Origin of the sequence: Nocardia sp. CA-135953, from assembly GCF_050955735.1 — a bacterium.
Taxonomy (GTDB): domain Bacteria; phylum Actinomycetota; class Actinomycetes; order Mycobacteriales; family Mycobacteriaceae; genus Nocardia.
In genome coordinates this window covers 1,131,259-1,151,292 of record NZ_CP192082.1, presented here as the reverse complement: position 1 = coordinate 1,151,292, position 20,034 = coordinate 1,131,259, and the positions used below count along the sequence as shown (strand labels likewise).

Annotated in this window: 2 protein-coding genes (1 of these 2 only partly in view); both read right to left on the bottom strand. The window is 66.3% G+C overall.

The genetic code is table 11. From position 1 onward, the window contains the following. Nucleotides 1-2,323 carry the beginning of a non-ribosomal peptide synthase/polyketide synthase gene (locus tag ACQPXH_RS05445; protein WP_433601232.1) on the bottom strand. It extends 22,838 nt beyond the left edge of the window, so the window shows 2,323 of its 25,161 coding nt (coding positions 1-2,323); its start codon is at nt 2,321-2,323; its stop codon lies beyond the left edge, outside the window. After that, nucleotides 2,323-20,034, bottom strand: coding sequence for a non-ribosomal peptide synthase/polyketide synthase (locus ACQPXH_RS05440; RefSeq protein ID WP_433601231.1), 17,712 nt, complete (start codon nt 20,032-20,034; stop codon nt 2,323-2,325). The genes ACQPXH_RS05445 and ACQPXH_RS05440 overlap by 1 nt, the downstream gene beginning before the upstream one ends.

Below are 20,034 nucleotides of genomic sequence, written 5' to 3'. Positions count from 1 at the left end.
CCGCGGACAGGGCGGTGACCTCGAGTGCACCGCGCAGCCGCAGTGCGACCGGAATATTGTCCACCGCCGCGGTATCGAAGACGTAGGCGGATTCGGTGTGCGTGCCGAACCGGTTGAGAAACCACATGCGCCGCTGCGCCGGAGACAGTGGAATGTGCTGCGGCCGTGCGGCTGCGGTGAGCGCCGGTCGTGCGGCTCCGGTGCGTGCCAGCCCAGCCAGCGCCGCTACCGTCGGGCGGTCGAAAAAGTCGCGGACATCGACGGTGATGCCGAGCGCGGCCCCGATTCGGGCAATAGCGCGGGTAGCGATGAGCGAGTTGCCACCCAGCGCGAAGAAGTCGTCGTCCGCGCCGACCCGTTCCGTCTCCAGCAGCCGACCGAAGATCTCGGCGACGGCTACCTCGGCCTCGGTCGATGGTTCCCGATACGCGGCCGTTCCGAATACCGGTTCCGGCAGTGCGCGCCGATCGAGCTTGCCATTGGCGTTGACCGGCATTTCGTCGAGGACAACCACCAGCGACGGCACCATGTAGTCCGGTAGGTCCCGGCGCATCGATTCGACTACCGCGGCCGAATCGATGGTGACACCACCGTCGGCCACCACGTAACCGACCAGGTGATCACCGCCCGCATGCCGATGCAGCAGCACCGCGGCCTGCGCGACCTGCTCATTGCGCAGCAGCGCCGCCTCGACCTCGCCGAGTTCGACGCGCAGCCCGCGCAGTTTGACCTGGAAGTCGATGCGGCCCAGATATTCCAGTTCGTCCGGGCCGCCGCCATCGGTGCGCCAGCGGACCAGGTCGCCGGTGCGATACATCCGGTCACCGGGCGCACCTTCCGGATTGGCCACGAACCGGTCGGCGGTCAGTCCCGGACGGGCCACGTAGCCGCGGGCCAGTTGCACGCCGGCGAGATAGAGCTCACCGACCACGCCAGTGGCCACCGGCCTCAGATTGTCGTCCAGCACCAGCAATTCGGTGTCGTCGGCGGGCGCACCGATGGGCACGGTCGTGCTGTCGGCGGCGGTGACCTCGTGCGCGGTGACATCGACGGCGGCCTCGGTGGGGCCGTACAGGTTGTGCAGTGTCGCGCCGCTGATATCGCGGAAGGCGGCCGCGGTGGCGGCCGGTAGCGCCTCGCCGGAGGCGAATACCAGGCGCAAGGTCCGTGCCGCGCTTTCGATCTGCGATTCGGCCACGAATACGGCGAGCATGGAGGGCACGAAATGCGCGACGGTGACGCCGCGTTCGGCGATCGTGCGCGTCAGATACGCCGGATCGCGATGACCATCCGGCGCCGCGATCACCAGACGCGCACCGATCTGCAACGGCCAGAAGAATTCCCATACCGAGACGTCGAAGGTGAACGGCGTCTTCTGCAGCACCACATCATCGCCGCGTAGCCGATACAGCCGCTGTCGCCACCGTAGATTGGCCAGAATCGAACGGTGCGATACCGCAACACCTTTCGGGCGTCCGGTCGATCCGGAGGTGAAGATGACGTAGGCGGTATTGTCCGCCGACGGACGCGGACGGTCATCCATCGACGCCCCAGCTTCGACGGTGTCGAATTCGTCGATCCGCAGTACCGGGATACCCGGTCCGAGCTCGGGCTGGTCGTGGGTCGTGGTGAGTACCAGGACCGGTGCGGCGACCTCGAGCACGTAGCCGATGCGCTCGACCGGATGCTCCGGATCGATCGGCACATACGCACCACCCGCCTTCAGGATCGCGTACATGCCGACCAGCAGGTCGAACGAACGTCGGACGGCGAGTCCCACCAGGCTGTCCGGGCCGACACCCAGGTCGATCAACCGCAGCGCGACGGCGTTCACCCGGTCGTCGAACTCGGCATATGTCAACGTCGCACCCGCGTACTCCAGGGCTACCGCGTCCGGTGTCCGGCGCACCTGTGCCTCGAATTCGCTGACCAGGGTCTCGATCGGCGCGAATATCGACGGCAGCGCGTGCGCCGCCGCCGTCAGGGCATCATCGAGCAGTCCCTCCAGCACGATGCCGAGTGCGCCGTCCTCGGACTCCAGCAGGGCGGGCAGTTGGCTGGAGACCACGACCGATACCAGTGCGTCGGCACCGAGACCGCCGCCCATCGCCTCGTCCAGCACCATGATCTCGGTGGCCAGCACACCGTAGGTGATGGTGGTGCCGTCGTGGCGTAGAGCGACCCGATCCGGATCCAATTCGGCGACCTTATCGATCAGGATGGGGAGATCGTCGAGTCCGTACGCGCGGCGCAGTGCCGAATGATCGTATGCGGCAATTCGATTGCCGAGTTTGCTGGATGCGACCGATTCTGCCTGGGACATCAGTTGATTCCTTCCGAATCGACTTCCGGATCCGAGTTGGCGAGCACGGCCCGCGCCTCGGTGTGCAGGGACCGCAGGACTGCGGCGAGACCACTGCCGCCGAGCGCGGCCAGGAGGCCGGGCACCAGCCCGGCCAGGGCGACATTGATGAGCGCTTCCGGTTTCGCGGTGGTCCCCATGGCCTTGGCGACCGTCGCGAGCTTCGCGGCCAGCTCGCCGAAGGTCACCGCGTGCTCGTCATGAGTGAAAGCAACGGCACGGTGATTGATTTCGGCGGCGGCGTTGATCAGTGCGCGCAGGTCGGCGGGAACCGCAGGGCTTGCCGACTGTTGGGCGGCATCGCGAATGTCGATGGCGCGGATCGCGATAGCCGGGTCTTTCACGATTACCTCGAATATGTGGAGTAGCCGCTCGGCGAACAGCCGGACCGTCGCGGCATCGAAAATGTCGGTCGCGTAACCGAATCGCATACCCAGTCCGGCCCGGTCACCGGCCGCGTCGAACAACTCGATGCCGGTGAGCTGCAGGTCGTATTTGGCCTCCGCCAGCTCGAGATCGAGCACCTCGACCTCGAGCCCGGGCAATGCGACGCGGTCGGACGCCATATTCTGGAAGGTGAACATCACCTGGAACAGCGGCGTATAGGCACTGGACCTGTTCCGGCCGACGGCATCGACCACCCGCTCGAACGGCACGTCGGCATGGGACAGCGCCGCGATATCGCGATCTCGGGCCTGGCGAAGCAGATCCGCGAAGCCGGTGCGTGCGTCGACCTCCGTCCGCAGTACGACGGTATTCACGAACATGCCGATCAGATCGTCGAGTTCACGCTCGCCGCGCCCCGCGACCGGTGCGCCGATGGCAATATTCGTGGTGCCGGACAGTTTCGCGAGCAGGACCGCGAACGCGGTGTGGATCAGGGTGAACAGTGTTGTGCCGTGCGCACGGGCAACCGTTTCCAATCGCGCGGTGAGTACCGTGTCGATTTCGAAACCGACTGTGGCACCGCGCATATCCCGGCGCGCCGGGCGCGGTCTATCGGTCGGCAAGGGCAGTACCTCGGGCAAGCCCGCCAATTCCCTTGTCCAATAGCCGAGTTGCCTGGACAGCAGGCTGTTCGGATCGCGATCGGAGCCGAGCACCGCGCGTTGCCAGACGCTGTAGTCGACGTACTGGATCGGCAGTGGCTCCCAGTCGGGCGCATTGCCCGCGATCCGGCTGAGGTAAGCACGCATGAGATCCCGCGTCATCGGAGCGACGGAATAGCCGTCGGCGCTGATGTGGTGCAGCACTACGACGAGCACATGCTCATCACCGTCGGTGCGGAACAATGCCGCGCGGACCGGTGGTGCCGAGGTGATATCGAAACCGGCGGTGACGAATTCAGCGATGCGCGCGTCGATATCATTCTGTGCCGACAGGATCGGTGCCAGATCGACTTCGGCGACGTCCAGTACTTGCTGCACCGGTTCGGGCTCGGCATCCGGATATCGGGTGCGCAGGGTTTCGTGGCGTTCGATCACGTCCAGGATTGCCGCGCCGAGGGCAGCGATATCCAATGCACCGGTCAAACGCAGTGCGGCGGGGATGTTGTAGGCCGAGGCGTCCGGGGCCAGCCGATTGACCACCCACATCCGCTGCTGTGCCGGCGAAAGCGGTGCAGGCGCGCCGCCGGAACGCCGAGTGAGCGCGGGCCTGGCATCGACGTCCCCGAGGTCGCCCAGTCGCGCGGCGAGCAGCCCGACGGTCGGTGCGTCGAATACCGCGGCCACCGGGATCCGCACTCCGAGTGCCGCGCCCAACTGTGCCGCCAGCCGGGTCGCCAATAGCGAATTGCCCCCGAGCGCGAAGAAGTCGGTATCCAGCCCGACCGTTTCCTCGGCCGCGATCACCTCGACGAACGTGGCGGCGACCAAGCGCTCCAGCTCACTTGTCGGTGCGCGGAAAGCGGCCGCGGTGAATGCCGGCTCGGGCAGTGCGGCCCGATCGACCTTGCCATTGGCATTGAGCGGCAACGACTCCAGCACAACGATCGCGGCGGGCACCATGTAGGTGGGCAGCTCTGTCGCCACCGCCGCACGCAACGCCCCGGCCAGTTCGGGAGCAGCGGTCGAGTCCGACACCGCAACGTAGGCGATGAGCCGAGTTCCAGAGTGCGCCACCGCAACGGCGGCGCGCACCTCGGGTAGCCGCAGCAGCGCGGCCTCCACCTCGCCGAGCTCGATCCGGAATCCACCGATCTTGACCTGGAAGTCGGCGCGCTCCAGATATTCGAGCGTGCCATCGGAACGCCAGCGGACGATATCGCCGGTCCGGTACATCGTCGCGCCGACGGCGCTCGCGAAGGGGTCCGCGACGAAACGGTCGGCGGTCAGCCCGGGCCTGCGTTGATAGCCGCGCGCCAATTGCGCCCCGGCCAGATACAACTCGCCGGTCACACCCACCGGGACCGACCGCAACCGCGAATCGAGGACGTAGACCCGGCTGTTCCAGGCGGGCGCGCCGATCGGCACGATATGGGTCGGGTCCGCATCGACTTCGAAGGCGGTGATCGACACGGCTGCCTCGGTCGGTCCGTACAGGTTGAACAGTCGTGCACCGGAATGTCCGGCTCGACGACGGAATTCGATCGCGGTGGCGGGCGGCAGCGCCTCACCGATGGCGAGTACCTGACGCAGCGAGTTCGGCAGCGGCGCATCCGATACCGCGAGCAGCATGCCGACCAGTGACGGCACGGCGTGCAGCACCGTCACCGCATGCCGTTCGATCAGGGCGAGCAGCCGATCCGCATCGCGTTCGGTGCCGGGCTCGGTCACCACCAGGCGACCGCCCGTCGTCAGGACCGACCAGAACTCCCACACCGACAGGTCGAACGTCGCCGGAGTCTTGAGCAACGCACTCCCGTGTGGCCCGAGTGCGAATCGGTCACGCAGCCAGGCCAATTGGTTGACTATCGCCGCGTGCGAAATGGTGACGCCCTTGGGCAGTCCGGTCGAACCGGATGTGAAGATCACATATGCCGGGTGCTCGGGTCGCAAGGGTCGCACCCGTTCGCGATCCATAATCGGAGTCGCCGCGTAGTCGGCCAGCTCGAGTCGATCCACTTCCATTGCGGGAAGAGATGTTTCGATGGGCAAACCATCGCGTGACGTGGTGAGCACACACGTCGGCGCGGCCGTCTCGATAACGTACGCGATCCGGTCGACCGGATGATCCGGATCGATGGGCACGTACGCACCACCGGCTCGCACCACCGCGTACATGGCGACGACCAACTCGACCGAGCGCCGCATTGCGAGCACGACGGTCGCCTCCGGGCCGACCCCGTCGGCAATCAACTTGCGCGCCAACCTGTTGACGGCGGTATCGAATTCGGCATAGGTGAGCGCCGATTCGAAGCTCGCATCGACCAAGGCGACACCCTCGGGCGTCAGCGCCACCTGAGCATCGACGAGATCCGCCAATGTCGCCGAGGCCACCGGATGCGCGGTCCTGTTCCACTCCTCGAGCAACCGCGCGCGCTCCGCCGCACCGAGCAGATCCAACTCACCGACAGCCGTATCCGACTGGACAACAACCGATTCGAACACTCGGAGCAGCTGGGCACTGAACCGCTGCGCGCTAGCGGGCTCGAACAAGTCCGTCGCGAATCCGAGCGCGAGATCGATGCCTTCGGGCGCGCCGTCCGCACCGTAGTGATCGATAGCGAACAGGTGCAGATCGAATTGTGCTACCCCACTGTCGAATTCGAGTTCTCGCACTTCGAGCCCGGGCAGCCGTAGTTCACCGCGCTCGTGATTCTGGAACGAAAGCCCGACCTGGAACAGCGGATGCCGCGCTGTCGATCGCTCTGGATTCAGCACCTCCACCAGGCGCTCGAACGGCACATCCGCATGCGAGAAGGCGGCGATATCGGCGGCCCTGGCCTGCTCGAGCAGCGCATCGAAGCCTTCACCGCCATCGACCCGAGTACGCAACACCAGCGTGTTCACGAACATGCCGATGACATCGTCGAGTTCCGCATCGCCCCGGCCCGCGATCGGCGTACCGATCGCGATATCCGAACTGCCCGACAGCCGAGCGAGAAGTGCGGAGAACGCCGCGTGTACCACCATGAACAGCGTTGCGCCACTGCGTCGTCCGAGCGCGACGAGCGCGCTGTGCAACCGCGCGTCGATCGCGAACTCCACTTTCACGCCGCGCAAACTCTGCCGCGCGGGCCGCGGGTGATCGGTCGGCAGCGCCAGTTGATCCGGCAGTCCGTCCAGCGTCCTGGTCCAGAATGCGATCTGTTGTGCCGAAAGCGATTCGGGCTCGTCCTCGCGACCGAGCAGTTGCCGCTGCCACAGTGCGTAATCCGCGTACTGCATGACGGGCGGTGTCCAGCCGGGCGCACTTTCGTCCAGGCGTGCGCTGTAGGCCAGCATCAGATCCCGGACGAATGGCGCGAGCGAGGATCCGTCCGCGGCAATGTGATGCAGCACCGCCGCCAATACGAACTCCGCACGCCCCGCTATCCGGAACAGCCGCATCCGCACCGGGATATCGGTCGTCACATCGAACGTGGTAGCCGCCAGCTCCCGAATCCGTTCCGGCACTTCGGCTTCAGAGATATCAATCGGGTACAGCGATGGGATCGCCTGCACGACCGGCACGATCAGCTGGGTCGCCGCACCGTCCACTTCCGGATACCGTGTCCGCAGCGATTCATGTCGGCCGATCAGATCCCCGACCGCGGCTCGTAGCGCCGCGATATCCAATGCGCCGGTGAGCCGTAGCGCCAACGGAATGTTGTAGGCAATGGAGTGCTGGTCGAACCGGTTGAGGAACCACATGCGCTGCTGCGCCGGGGAGAGCGGAATTCGGTCCGGACGGGCGGCGGCCACCAGCGCCGGCCTGGTCGCAGCCATATCGGTCGCGCTCACCGCCGCGGCGAGGTCGGCGACCCGCGGCGATTCGAACAATGCGCGGATTCCGACGGTGCGCCCTAGCGCTGCCCCGATGCGAGCGGCGGCTTTCGCGGCGAGCAGGGAGGAGCCGCCGAGGGCGAAGAAGTCGTCATCCGCGCCGATCAGACCGTCTATTCCGAGCACATCCGCGAAAGTCCCGGCGACGATCTCCTCTTCGACAGTCCCCGGCTTGCGATAGGTCGTCGCTTCGAATTCGGGCGCGGGCAACGCCGCCCGATCCAGCTTTCCGTTGACGGTCAATGGAATTCGATCCACCACCACGATCGCGGCGGGCACCATGTGCTCAGGCAACCGGCGCGCGAGCTGCCGTCGCAGCCGCACCCGATCGACCGCGTCGAAGCCGACCACATACGCGACGATGCGCGGCTCATCCACCAGATCGCTGCGCACGACCACCGCCACCTCGCGCACCGCTGCACTCGCATCCAGCAGCGCCGCCTCGATCTCCCCCAACTCGATGCGGAACCCACGCAGGTTCACCTGCTGGTCGGCCCGGCCCAGATACTCCAACTCCCCGTCGGCCGTCCACCGTGCGAGGTCACCGGACCGATAGGCCAGCGCACCGTCCCCGGCGTACGGATCGGCCACGAACCGGCTCGCGGTGAGCGCGGGCCGTCCGAGATAGCCACGCGCCAACTGACCACCGGAGACGTAGATCTCGCCGGGTACCCCGACCGGCACCGGCCGCAACCGCGCATCGAGCACCCGCACGACCAATCCGGGTATGGCCCCACCGATCACACTCGCCGATCCGGTGCCCGCCTCGATCGGCCGGTAGGACACATGCACGGTGGTCTCGGTGATGCCGTACATATTCACCAGTCGCGGCGACCGCGGATGCCGAGCGAACCAGCCGAGGAGCCGCTGCGGTTCCAATGCCTCGCCACCGAAAATCACATAGCGCAGTGCGAGTTCGGCAGGCTCTGCGGCAATCAGTTGATAGAAGGCCGACGGCGTCTGGTTCAGCACTGTCACCCGTTCCGCGGCAAGCAGTTCCAGGAATTGCTGCGGTGATCGCGAGGTGTAGTAGTCGACCACTACGAGCGTGCCGCCGTGCAGCAGCGCACCCCAGAGCTCCCATACCGAGAAGTCGAAGGCGTAGGAGTGGAACAGGGTCCAGACATCCGAGGGCCCGAACTCGAAGTGGCACCGGGTGTTGTCGAGCAGACGCAACACATTGCGGTGCGGGACGACCACGCCCTTCGGGTTCCCGGTGGATCCGGAGGTGTAAATGACGTAAGCCGTATGCGCCGGATTCAGCGGCCTGCGTCGCTCCGTCTGGGAGATGGCGCTCGAACACTGATTCGCAGCAGCGATATCGATCACCGGCCCGCCGAACCAGCCGGGTGCCAAATCGGTTTCGGCGCTGGTTATCGCGCAGATCGGCCGGGCGTCATCGAGTATGTATTCGATCCGATCCGCCGGATAATCCGGATCGATCGGCAGATAACCACCGCCCGCCTTGATCACCGCGACCAACGCGACGACCAGTTCTACCGACCGCGGCAGCGCCACCGCCACCAGTGCTTCCGGTCCGACCCCGGCCGCGATCAGCCGCCTGGCCAGCCGGTTCGACCAGGCGTCGAGTTCGGCATAGGACAGCGACCGCGTCCCTGCCCGGGCGGCGACGGCTGTCGGATCGAGCGCGGCGGCCAGCGCGAACCGGTCGGCCAGTGTGGCGGTTTCGGTGACATAAGTCCTTGTCGGAGTGGACCATTCGTACAGTGCGCGATGCTGTTCCTCGGCGCTGAGCAATTGAATATCCCCGACCACGACCGTCGCATCGGCGGCGATGGCGGCCAACACCTGAGTGCACCGGCGACCGAGCACCGCGATCGTGTCCGCGTCGAAAAGATCTGTCGCATAGGTGATCTCGATTTCCATGCCATCGGCACGGCCATCGGCGTCATCGGATTCGACCACCGTGAACTGCAAATCGAATTTGGCTGCCGCCGCGTCGAATTCGACCGGACGCACCACGAGATCGGCGAGTTCGAGCGGTGGCAGCGTGAAATTCTGGAAAGTCAATGCCACCTGGAACAGCGGATTCCGATTCTGTGCCCGTGTCGGCGCGATGACCTCGACGAGCCGCTCGAACGGTACGTCCGCATGCGACAGCGCCTCGATATCCTGTGCGCGCACGGTGTCCAGCACCGTCTCGAAGCGTGCCCTGGTGTCGATCCGGGTGCGCAACACCAGGGTGTTGACGAACATCCCGACGAGCCCATCCAGCGCGGCATCACCGCGACCCGCGACCGGCGTACCGATCGCGATGTCCTCACTCACCGACAAGCGCGACAACAAGACGGCCAGCGCCGCATGCATCGTGCTGAACAGCGTCGTTTCCCGCTTGCGGGCCAGTTCGCGCAGTTCACTGTGCAAATCGGAGTCGATGTGGAGCCGGTGGGTTTCACCGCGATACGACGAGACGGCCGGTCGCGGCCGGTCGGTGGGAAGCTCCAGTTGTTCGGGCAGACCCGCCAGCACGCGCCGCCAGAATGCGAGTTGCCGGTGTGCCTGCGACTCCGCATCCGCATCGTCACCCTGTGTTTCGGCCTGCCAGAGCGTGTAATCGGCATACTGCACGGGCAATGCAGCCCATGCGGGCACGATGCCATCTCGACGCGCGGCATAGGCGGTCATGAGATCGCGCGCGAGCGGTCCGAGCGAGAATCCGTCGGCCGAAATATGGTGCAGCACAAGTGCTAGCACGTGTTCGTGGCCATCGGTGAACAGTCGGGCCCGCAGTGGCACGTCTGTGGTCAGATCGAAGGTGATCGCCGCGAATGCGGAAAGGTGCGCCCCGAGTTCGGCTCCGGTGATCAGCTCCGGTTGCAATGGCGGCACAGCCGCAGTGATGATCACCTGCTCCGCGCCATCGGTTCCGTCGGGATAGACCGTCCGCAGCGTCTCGTGCCGAGCGACCACATCCGCCAGCGCGGCGGACAGTGCGGCCACATCCAGATCGCCGGTGAGCCGCAGCGCCAATGGGATGTTGTCCACGGCATCGCCCGGACCGGCGGAATCGGCAAGGAACCGGTTGAGGAACCACATGCGCTGCTGAGCCGGTGAGAGCGGAATCCGCGCCGGGCGCGGGCGCGCGCTCAACGCGATGTAGCCGCGTCCCTCATGCGCCTGCGTCGCGGCCGCCAATGCGGCGACCGTGGGCGCCTCGAACAGCATCCGCACCGGCAGCCGCATGTCCAGTGCCGCCCCCAACCTGGCCACGACCTGGCTGGCGTTGAGTGAGTTTCCACCGAGTGCGAAGAAATCATCGTCGAGACCGACCAGCTCGACATTCAGCACCTCGGCAAAGGTCCGCGCAACGATTTCCTGGGTGGCCGTGACGGGAGCACGGAAAACCGCCGCCTCGAATACGGGTGCCGGCAGGGCCTTCCGATCCAGCTTGCCGGAAGCATTGAGCGGAAATTCATCGAGCACGACGAACGCGGACGGCACCATATACGCGGGCAGTTGCCTGCTCAGAGCGGATTTCATGGCATCGGTATCGACCTCGGTCGCCGCGACGACATACGCGACCAGTTGCTGCCCGTCCCCCAGCACCACCACCGCCTGCGCAATCGAATCCAAACCGGTGATCGCGGTTTCGATATCACCGAGCTCGATCCGCAGACCACGCAGCTTGACCTGGAAATCGGTGCGCCCCGAATACTCGAGCGCCCCATCCGCGCGCCAGGTCACGAGATCTCCCGTCCGATACATCCGCGCACCATCGCCGAACGGATTCGCGACAAACCGATCGCTGGTCAGATCCGGCCGCCCGATAAACCCGCGCGCCAATTGCGCACCGGCCAAATACAACTCGCCGGCAACCCCCACCGGCACCGGACGCAACCGCGCATCGAGCACACAGACCTGGGTGTTGAATACCGGCGCACCGATCGGCACGGAATCCACATCGGCATCGGTGACCTCATGGCTGGTGACATCCACTGCCGCCTCGGTCGGGCCGTACAGGTTGTGTACAGCCGCACCGGTCAGCTCACGCAGCCGATGCGCCGGCTTCGGCGCCAATGCCTCCCCCGACGCGAATACCATCCGCAGCGAATCACATTCAGCCGCTGCCGGTTCCGCGACGAACACCACCAACATCGACGGCACGAAATGCGCGACACTGACTCCTTCGCGGCGGATGACCCGCGCCAAGTACGCCGGATCACGATGCCCATCCGGCCGCGCCACCACCAAACGCGCCCCGACCTGCAACGGCCAGAAGAACTCCCACACCGACACATCGAAGGTGGCGGGCGTCTTATGCAGCACGACATCATCGCTGGTCAGCGAGTAAGTGTCCTGCATCCACACCAGACGATTGACGATCGCCGCATGCGAAACCGCGACTCCCTTCGGCCGCCCCGTCGAGCCGGAGGTGAAGATCACGTACGCGGCATTGCCCGGCACCAAGGAGCCGAGCCGATCGTCATCGGTGACCGGGGCATCCGAATAGTCGGAAGTGTCGAACAAATCCACATCGAGCACCGCCCACGCGCACGAGCGCTCGTCGGTGTCGAGAACCAGCCCATCCGCCGAGCGGGTCAGCACGCACACCGGGCGCGCCGACCGCAGCGCCCGGGTGATCCGCTCGACCGGATGCTCTGGATCCACCGGGACATACGCACCGCCCGCCGTGAGCACGGCGTACATGGCCACGACCTGATCCACCGATCGCCGCATGCCGATGGCCACCGTGGTATCCGGACGAACCCCGATCGACACCAACAGCCGCGCGAGCCTGTTCACCCGACCGGCGAATTCCGCATATGTGAGCGTCGCGTGGCGACTCGTTGAGGGGTGGTGGTCGGGTGACGGGTGGGCCGGCGACTCGCCCTCGAAGGTGACCGCAACGGCATCCGGAGTCCGCGCTGCCTGCGCCTCGAACAGCGATACCAGCGTCGCTTCGGCATCCACCGGATATGCCGTCGCATTCCAGGTGTCGAGGATCAGTGCCCGCTCGTCATCGGCGAGCAGATCGATATCACCGATCCGCACGTGTGGATCGGCGACCGCATCGAGCACGCGCTGGAGCCGAGTCGCGAACGAGGCGACCGTCCGCGCGTCGAACATGTCGGTGGCGTACTCGAAAATCGCTGCGATACCGGCTGCGCCGACAGATTCGGTCAATGTCAATTGCAGATCGAATTTCGCTGTCCGCGTGTCGATATCGAGCATCGAGGCCTCGAGCCCGGCCAACTCCAAACTGGTCTGCGCGGTGTGCTGGAAGTCGAGCATGACCTGGAACAGCGGATGCCGGGCCGCGGAACGCTCCGGATTCACTACCTCGACCAGCCGCTCGAACGGCACATCGGCATGTGCGAGGGCGCGCAGATCACCATCGCGGACCACCGCGATCAAGTCGGCAAAAGTCAGTTCGGGCCGCACATCGGCCCGCAGCACCAGGGTGTTGACGAACATCCCGACGAGCCCGTCCAACTCGGCGGCGCCGCGACCGGCGACGGGGGTCCCGATCGCGATATCGCGCTGCCCGGCGAGTTTCGCCAGCAGCGTGGCGAATGCCGCGTGCAGCACCATGAACAGCGACGCGTTCGCGCCCTCCGCCACAGCACGCAACCGACGATGGGTCGCGACATCGATGGTGAAGGCATAGCGCGCACCATGACCCGACACGACCGCCGGACGCGGCCGATCCCCCGGCAGTGCCAGCACATCCGGCAGATCGGCCAATTCGGTCGACCAATAGCGGATCTGCCGGGCGATCAGCGATTCCGGATCGTCCTCCGCACCGAGCCTTTCCCGCTGCCACAGCGTGTAGTCGGCATACTGCACCGGCAGCGACACCCAATTCGGCTCCGAGCCCACGCAACGTGCGGCGTAAGCGACCATCAAATCCCGAGTAAGGGGCGCGATGGACCAACCGTCCGCACTGATGTGATGGATGGAGACAACCAGTACGTGCTCGGTCCCAGTGCGCAGCAGTGTGAGTCGAACCGGTGCCTCCCGATCGACCGCGAAAGGCATTGCCGCCAGCGCTCGAACCCGATCAGCCAACTCCGTAGCCTCGACCGGCTCCGGCACCAGCGCCACCGCATCCACCGGCAACACTTCCTGCCGCGGCACACCGTCGACGGCTGGATATCTGGTGCGCAGCGCCTCATGCCTGCCGATGACATCGGCGACCGCATCCGTCAGCGCGCCGAGATCGAGCGCGCCGACCAGTCGCACCGCGGCCGTCAGATTATTCGCCACCGAGGCGGCATCGAACTGATTGAGGAACCACATCCGCTGCTGTGCATAGGAGAGCGGCACGATATCGGGTCGAGCCTGCGCGACCAACGCCCGTCGCGCAGACCCCGAACCGGGCAGATGCGCGGCCAATGCCGCCACGGTCGAATGCTCGAACAACAGCCGGACCGGAATATCGACATCGACGGCCGCGCCGATTCGCGCGGCAATCTGCGTGGCCACCAGGGAGTTTCCGCCGAGTGCGAAGAAGTCGTCGTCCAACCCGACCCGATCGACACCGAGCACCGCCGCGAACACCTCGGCCACCGCATGCTCGGCAGACGTGACTGGTGCACGAAACGTCTTCGCGGTCAGCACCGGATCGGGCAATCCCTTCCGATCCACCTTGCCCGAGCTGGTCAGCGGCATTTCCACCAATCCGACATAGGCCGTCGGCACCATGTACGACGGCAGCACGGCGCGCAGCCGCTGCCCCAGCACCTCGGCCTGCTCCGCCGCTGGCATATCCGTGACCACGTAGGCGACCAGCAGCTCACCCGCCGCGTGCGCGAACACCCGAACAACCGCGGCACGCACATCGTCGGCAGCGACCAGCGCCGCCTCGATCTCACCGAGCTCGATCCGCTGCCCACGCAGCTTTACCTGAAAGTCACTGCGCCCCAGGTACTCCAGCTCACCGGCCCGATTGCGCCGCACCAGATCACCGGTCCGATACATCCGGGCTCCGGCCGGTCCGTACGGATTGGCCACGAACCGCTCGGCGGTCAATTCCGTCCGCCCGTGGTATCCGCGCGCCGACTGAACGCCGGAAAGGTAGAGTTCGCCGACGACCAGGTCCGGCACCGGCCGCAACCGCGCGTCGAGCACCAGCACCTGACTCGAACGCACCGGCCGACCGATCGGCACTGCCCCCGGCACGGTCGGATCGACGGGCGCATAGGTGGCGTGCACGGTAAATTCCGTTGGGCCGTAGAGATTGTGCAGTTCGGCTCGGCACACGGCAGCGAAGCGGGCCGCGGCTGCACCGGTCATCGCTTCACCTGCCACGAAAACCGTACGCAACGAGGCGATCTCGGCAATACCGGTGGCATCGGCGAATACCGTCAGCATCGACGGCACGAACGAGGTCATCGTCACCCGGTGCGCCGTAATGGTCGCAGCCAGATAGGCACTGTCCCGATGCCCGTCGTGCTCGGCGACCACCATGCGCGCGCCGCGCGTCAATGGCGCGAACAGCTCCCACACCGACACATCGAAGGTCGCCGGAGTCTTGAACAGAACCACATCGTCGGTCCCGATGCCGTATTCGTCGGCAATCCAGTCGATCTGGTTGACCACCGAGGCATGCTGTACCGCAACACCTTTCGGCAAGCCCGTGGAGCCGGAGGTGAAGATGACGTACGCGGTGTTGGTCGCCCGCAACGGACGCAGCCGATCCGAATCCCGCACCGGCGCATCCGAATAACCGGAGCAGTCCAGCGCATCGACCACCAGGACCGAGGGTCCGGTCGACCACCCTTCCCCGGTCCGAGTCAGCACACACACCGGCCGAGCCGAGGCAACGACCTGCGCACGCCGCGCCGCCGGTTGATCCGGATCCACCGGCACATACCCGCCGCCCGCGGTCAATACGGCATAGGCCGCGACAACGAATTCCACCGACCGCCGCATACCCAGCACGACCAGCGTCTCGGGCCCGACACCGGCGGCGATCAGCCGACGAGCAAGCCGATTCACCAGCCGCGAGAACTCCGTATACGTCAGCGCGCCATACGCGTCCACCAGCGCGACAGCATCGGGTGTTCGCCGCACCTGCGTCTCGAACGCGGCGGGCAGCGTCGCGACACGGCTCGACGACTCCGCGATTCCGCACTCGATCACACGCTGCCGACTCGCCGCATCCAGCAGCGGTAGATCACCCACCGCCAGCTCGGCATCGACCACGATCGCGCGCAGCAACCGAACCAACCACTGCGCATAGTCCGCGATGGTGGATTCGTCGAATAGATCTGTGGCGTACGTGAATTCCGCACAGACTCCCGCCGGTGCCGAACCTTCCCTGAGTCCGGCACCGGCGAAGCCTTCGGTGACCGTGAGCTGGAGATCGAACTTGGTCACTCCGGTGTCCAGGGTACTGGTGCAGACCGATAAATCGGGGAGTTCGAAGGCGATGTCCGCGGCATTGTCGAAAGCGAGCAATACCTGGAACAGCGGATGCCGCGCCTGCGAGCGCGGCGGGTTGATGGCATCGACCAGCTGCTCGAATGGCAATTCGGCATGGCCGAAGGCAGCGAGATCGGTCTCGCGCACCCGTGCCAGCAGCGACGAGAAGGGGGCGGCGGCAGCTACCACGGTCCGCAGCACCAGGGTGTTGACGAACATGCCGATGAGATCGTCCAGCGCACGTTCACCACGGCCGGCCACCGGCGTGCCGATCACGATGTCATCGCTACCGGACAGCCGCGACAACAGCACAGCGAGCGCGGCATGCAACACCATGAAGTTCGAAACACCATGGGCACGCGCAAGTTTCACCACCTCGGCGTGTACATCGCCCGGAATTTCGAAACCGAACACCGCACCCCGCCCGGATGCGACGGCAGGCCGGGACCGATCGGCGGGCAGCTCGATCAGATCGGGCGCACCGGCGAGCGTGGCCGTCCAGAACTCCCGCTGCCGGGCCGACGCGGCATCGGGATCCTCGGCCGAGCCGAGCAATTCGTGCTGCCAGAGGCTGTAATCCGCGTACTGCACCGAAAGCGGCAGCCATTCCAGTACATCGCCCGCGTGCCGAGATCGGTACGCGGACATCACATCTCGCGCCAACACCCGCAACGACACGCCATCCGCGGCAATGTGGTGCAGCACCAGCGCCAGCGCGCAGCTCTCGTCATCGACCACGAAAATCCGGGCCCGAATCGGTACCTCACGCTCCAGATCGAATCCGAGCGCCGCGAACCGAGCCAGCTCGTCGTCCAGTTCGTCCGCACCGATCGACTCCGGCTCGCCTGCGACGACAACCTTGTCCGCGGACAACACGACCTGCTGGGCCGCCACTCCAGCCGATACCGCGGGAAAGATCGTGCGCAGCACCTCATGCCTGTCGACCAGATCGGCCAAGGCCAGCCGCAGTGCGGAAATATCGACCGCACCGCGCAATCGCACCACGAACGGCATGTTGTAACCGGCGCTGGAAGTCTCGAACCGGTTGAGGAACCAGATCCGCTGCTGCGCCGGAGATAGCGGAACCAGTGGCGGCCGGTGCCGCGCCCGCAGCTGCGCGAGCACCGGCACGCCACTGGATCCACCCGCCCGCTCGATGAGTTCGGCGAGTGCGGACACCGTGGTAGCGGTGAACAGTTCGCGAACCCCGAGCCGGCAGCCCAGTTCGGCGCCCAACCGCGCCGCGACCTGGGTGGCCACCAAACTGTTGCCGCCGAGCGCGAAGAAATCGTCGTCGCGCCCGACCCGATCGTGCCCGAGCACCGCACCGAACACCCGCGCGACCGTGGCCTCCACCGGCGTCGCGACCTCGGCGTATTCGGTCGAGATCCGCTCGGGTGCGGGCAGCGCGGCACGATCCAATTTGCCGGAGGCATTGACCGGCAGCGCATCCATCACCACGAACGCGGCGGGCACCATATACGCGGGCAGCGCGCGCAGTGCCGCGGTGCGCAGTTCGGCGGGAGACACCGAGCCGGGCTCGGCTTCAACCGCATAGGCAACCAACTGCTCGCCCACTCCGTCATCGCGCACCGAGACCACCGCGCGCACCACCGAATCGACGGCCCCGAGCACGGCTTCGATTTCACCGAGCTCGATCCGCAGCCCGCGCAACTTCACCTGAAAGTCGGTGCGGCCCAGGTACTCCAGCTCACCGTGGGTGGTCCAGCGCACCAGGTCGCCGGTGCGATACATCCGGGTGGCCGCCCCGAACAGATCCGACCCGAACAGATCCGCCCCGAACGGGTTCGCGACGAACCGATCGGCGGTGAGCCCGGGGCGCCCGACATAACCACGGGCGAGCTGTACCCCCGACAGATACAGCTCGCCCGCAGCCCCGACCGGTACCGGCCGCAACCGCGAATCGAGCACGTAGAGCCGGGTGTTGAAGACCGGCGCGCCGATCGGCACCGAGAGGGTATCGGTATCGGTCACTTCATGGAAGGTGACGTCCACCGCCGCCTCCGTGGGACCGTACAGGTTGTGCAGCCGCACCCCGGTCAGCGCCCGCAGCCGCTGCGCCGGCGCCGCGGGCAGCGCTTCACCGGACGTGAAGACCGTACGCAGCGCGGTACCACCGGCGAACTCTGACTGTGCCAGAAAGACTTCCAGCATCGACGGCACGAAATGTGCTGTCGTCACGCCGTATTCGTCTATCGTCGCGCGCAAGTAGACCGGATCGCGATGACCGTCGTGCTCGGCGAGTACCAGCCGCGCGCCGATCTGCAACGGCCAGAACAACTCCCACACCGAGACATCGAAGGTTGCGGGCGTCTTCTGCAGTACGACATCATCCGCCGACAGCCGATACTGCTGCTGCATCCACACCAGCCGATTTACGATCGCCTCGTGTGTGACGGCCACCCCCTTCGGCAGCCCGGTCGACCCCGAAGTGAAGATCACGTACGCGGGCTGCCCCGGCCGCAGCGCGGCGGTGCGTTCCCGATCCCAGACCGGACCATCCGGATATTCCGCGAGATCCCGCTCATCGAGACGGATCACCGTTACTCCGGAAAACTCCGTGGCTTCAGTTGTCAGTACATATGCCGGTCGCGCGGTGGCCAGAATGTGCGTGGTGCGCTCGGCCGGATGATCAGGATCCAGCGGCACATACGCCGCTCCCGCGGCGAGCACGGCGTACATGGCGACTACCAGCTCCGGTGACCGGCGGATGTCGAGCGCGATCAGCGTCTCCGGCCCGACGCCGAGTCCGATCAAATGCCGCGCCAGCCGATTGCTGCGCGCCGCGAGCTCCCGATAGGTCAGGTCCGGCACACCCGCGAACAGCACCGCGACCGCATCCGGCGTCCGTGCGACCTGCGCCTCGAACAGCGAAACCAGCGTGGGCGCACCGGCGATCGCCGCGGGCACGTCGAATCCGGTCGCATTCCAGATCCGGGTGCTGACCTCGAGTTCCAGCTCGGTCGCCACCGCCACCGCCGCCATCGGCGTATCGACCTCGATGGCCACCAGCCGCTCCAGATACCGCACGAACCGCCGCTGATGGCGCGCAATGTCATCGGCGGCATAGAGATTCGGATTCGCCTCGAAATCGACGTGCACGCTGTCGCGCTCGCCGTAATAGACGTTGAGGCTCAGATCCTCCACCGGCCCGGTGGACAACACGTGGTACCGGCCGACCGTATCGCCCAGCGTCAGCTCGCTACCGAAGAGCATGATGTTGGCCAGCGGTCCGAACAGCGCGCGGCGCGCGGGCCGCCCGTCGTGCTCGGCATCGCGGCGGATGTCCTCGTGCCGATACCGCTGGTGCCGCAACGCGCCCGCCACCTCGACGCGCGCCGCCCGCAGCAGATCCCCCCAGGTGCCGTCGACCGCGAGCCGCAGCGGCACGATATTCGACAGCATTCCGGCCGACCGCCGCATGAGCGCGGTGGTGCGCGCCGTCACCGGCAGACTCAGCACCGCCTCGCCCCGATCGGTGAGCCGACCGAGGTATCCGGCGAAGGCCGCGAGCAGTACCACCGCGAGCGTCGAATCCTGGTTCGCCGCAAGCATATTCATCCGATCGACGAGCGCATCGGGCAATACCCGCCCCAGCACCAGATTGGTCGCCGCGCGCGGTGCGGTCCGCCCGTCCAGACTGGTCGCGCCGTCGAGCCCCGCGATCCGCCCGGCCCAATGCGCCCGGTCGGTCTCGAAACGCGAACTATCCCGGTAGGCGAGCTCACCCTCGACCAATTCGGCCATCGCCCCCGGCTGGATCGCCTGCGGCCCGGTGCCGAGCACCCTGGCGGTATACAACTGCGCCACCCGCTGCGTATTGGTCAGCGCGCCGAACCCGTCGAGCACGATGTGATGCGCCCGCAGGTACCAGAAGCACCGCTGGTCCGCGACCCGCAGCACGGCGCCCGCGAACAGCCGATCGGTCAGTATGTCGACCGGCGCGCCCGCATCCGCCCGCATCCATTCGTGCGCCGCGGCCACCGGATCGGCGTACTCGCGCAGGTCGATTGCCTGGATATCGACCGAATTCGTCTGGTCTACACACTGATTCGGCACCCCGGCGGATTCGCCGAGGCGCAGCAGCACCGACTCGTACTCCCGCGCCGCGATGACCGAAACCTCTTGCAGGATCGCGAGATCCAGCACGCCGGGCACGTCGACGTATTGGGCCACATTGATCGGCACTTCGGGATCGAGCAACTGCGCGTACCAGACCCCTAGCTGCGCCGGTGCGAGCGGGAACGGCCGGTTGTCCGGAGCATCCGGTAAGCAGTCGCTCGCCAGGCGCGCCGCCCCGTCCGGTCGCGCCCCACCCAACTCCGTACCGTGCAC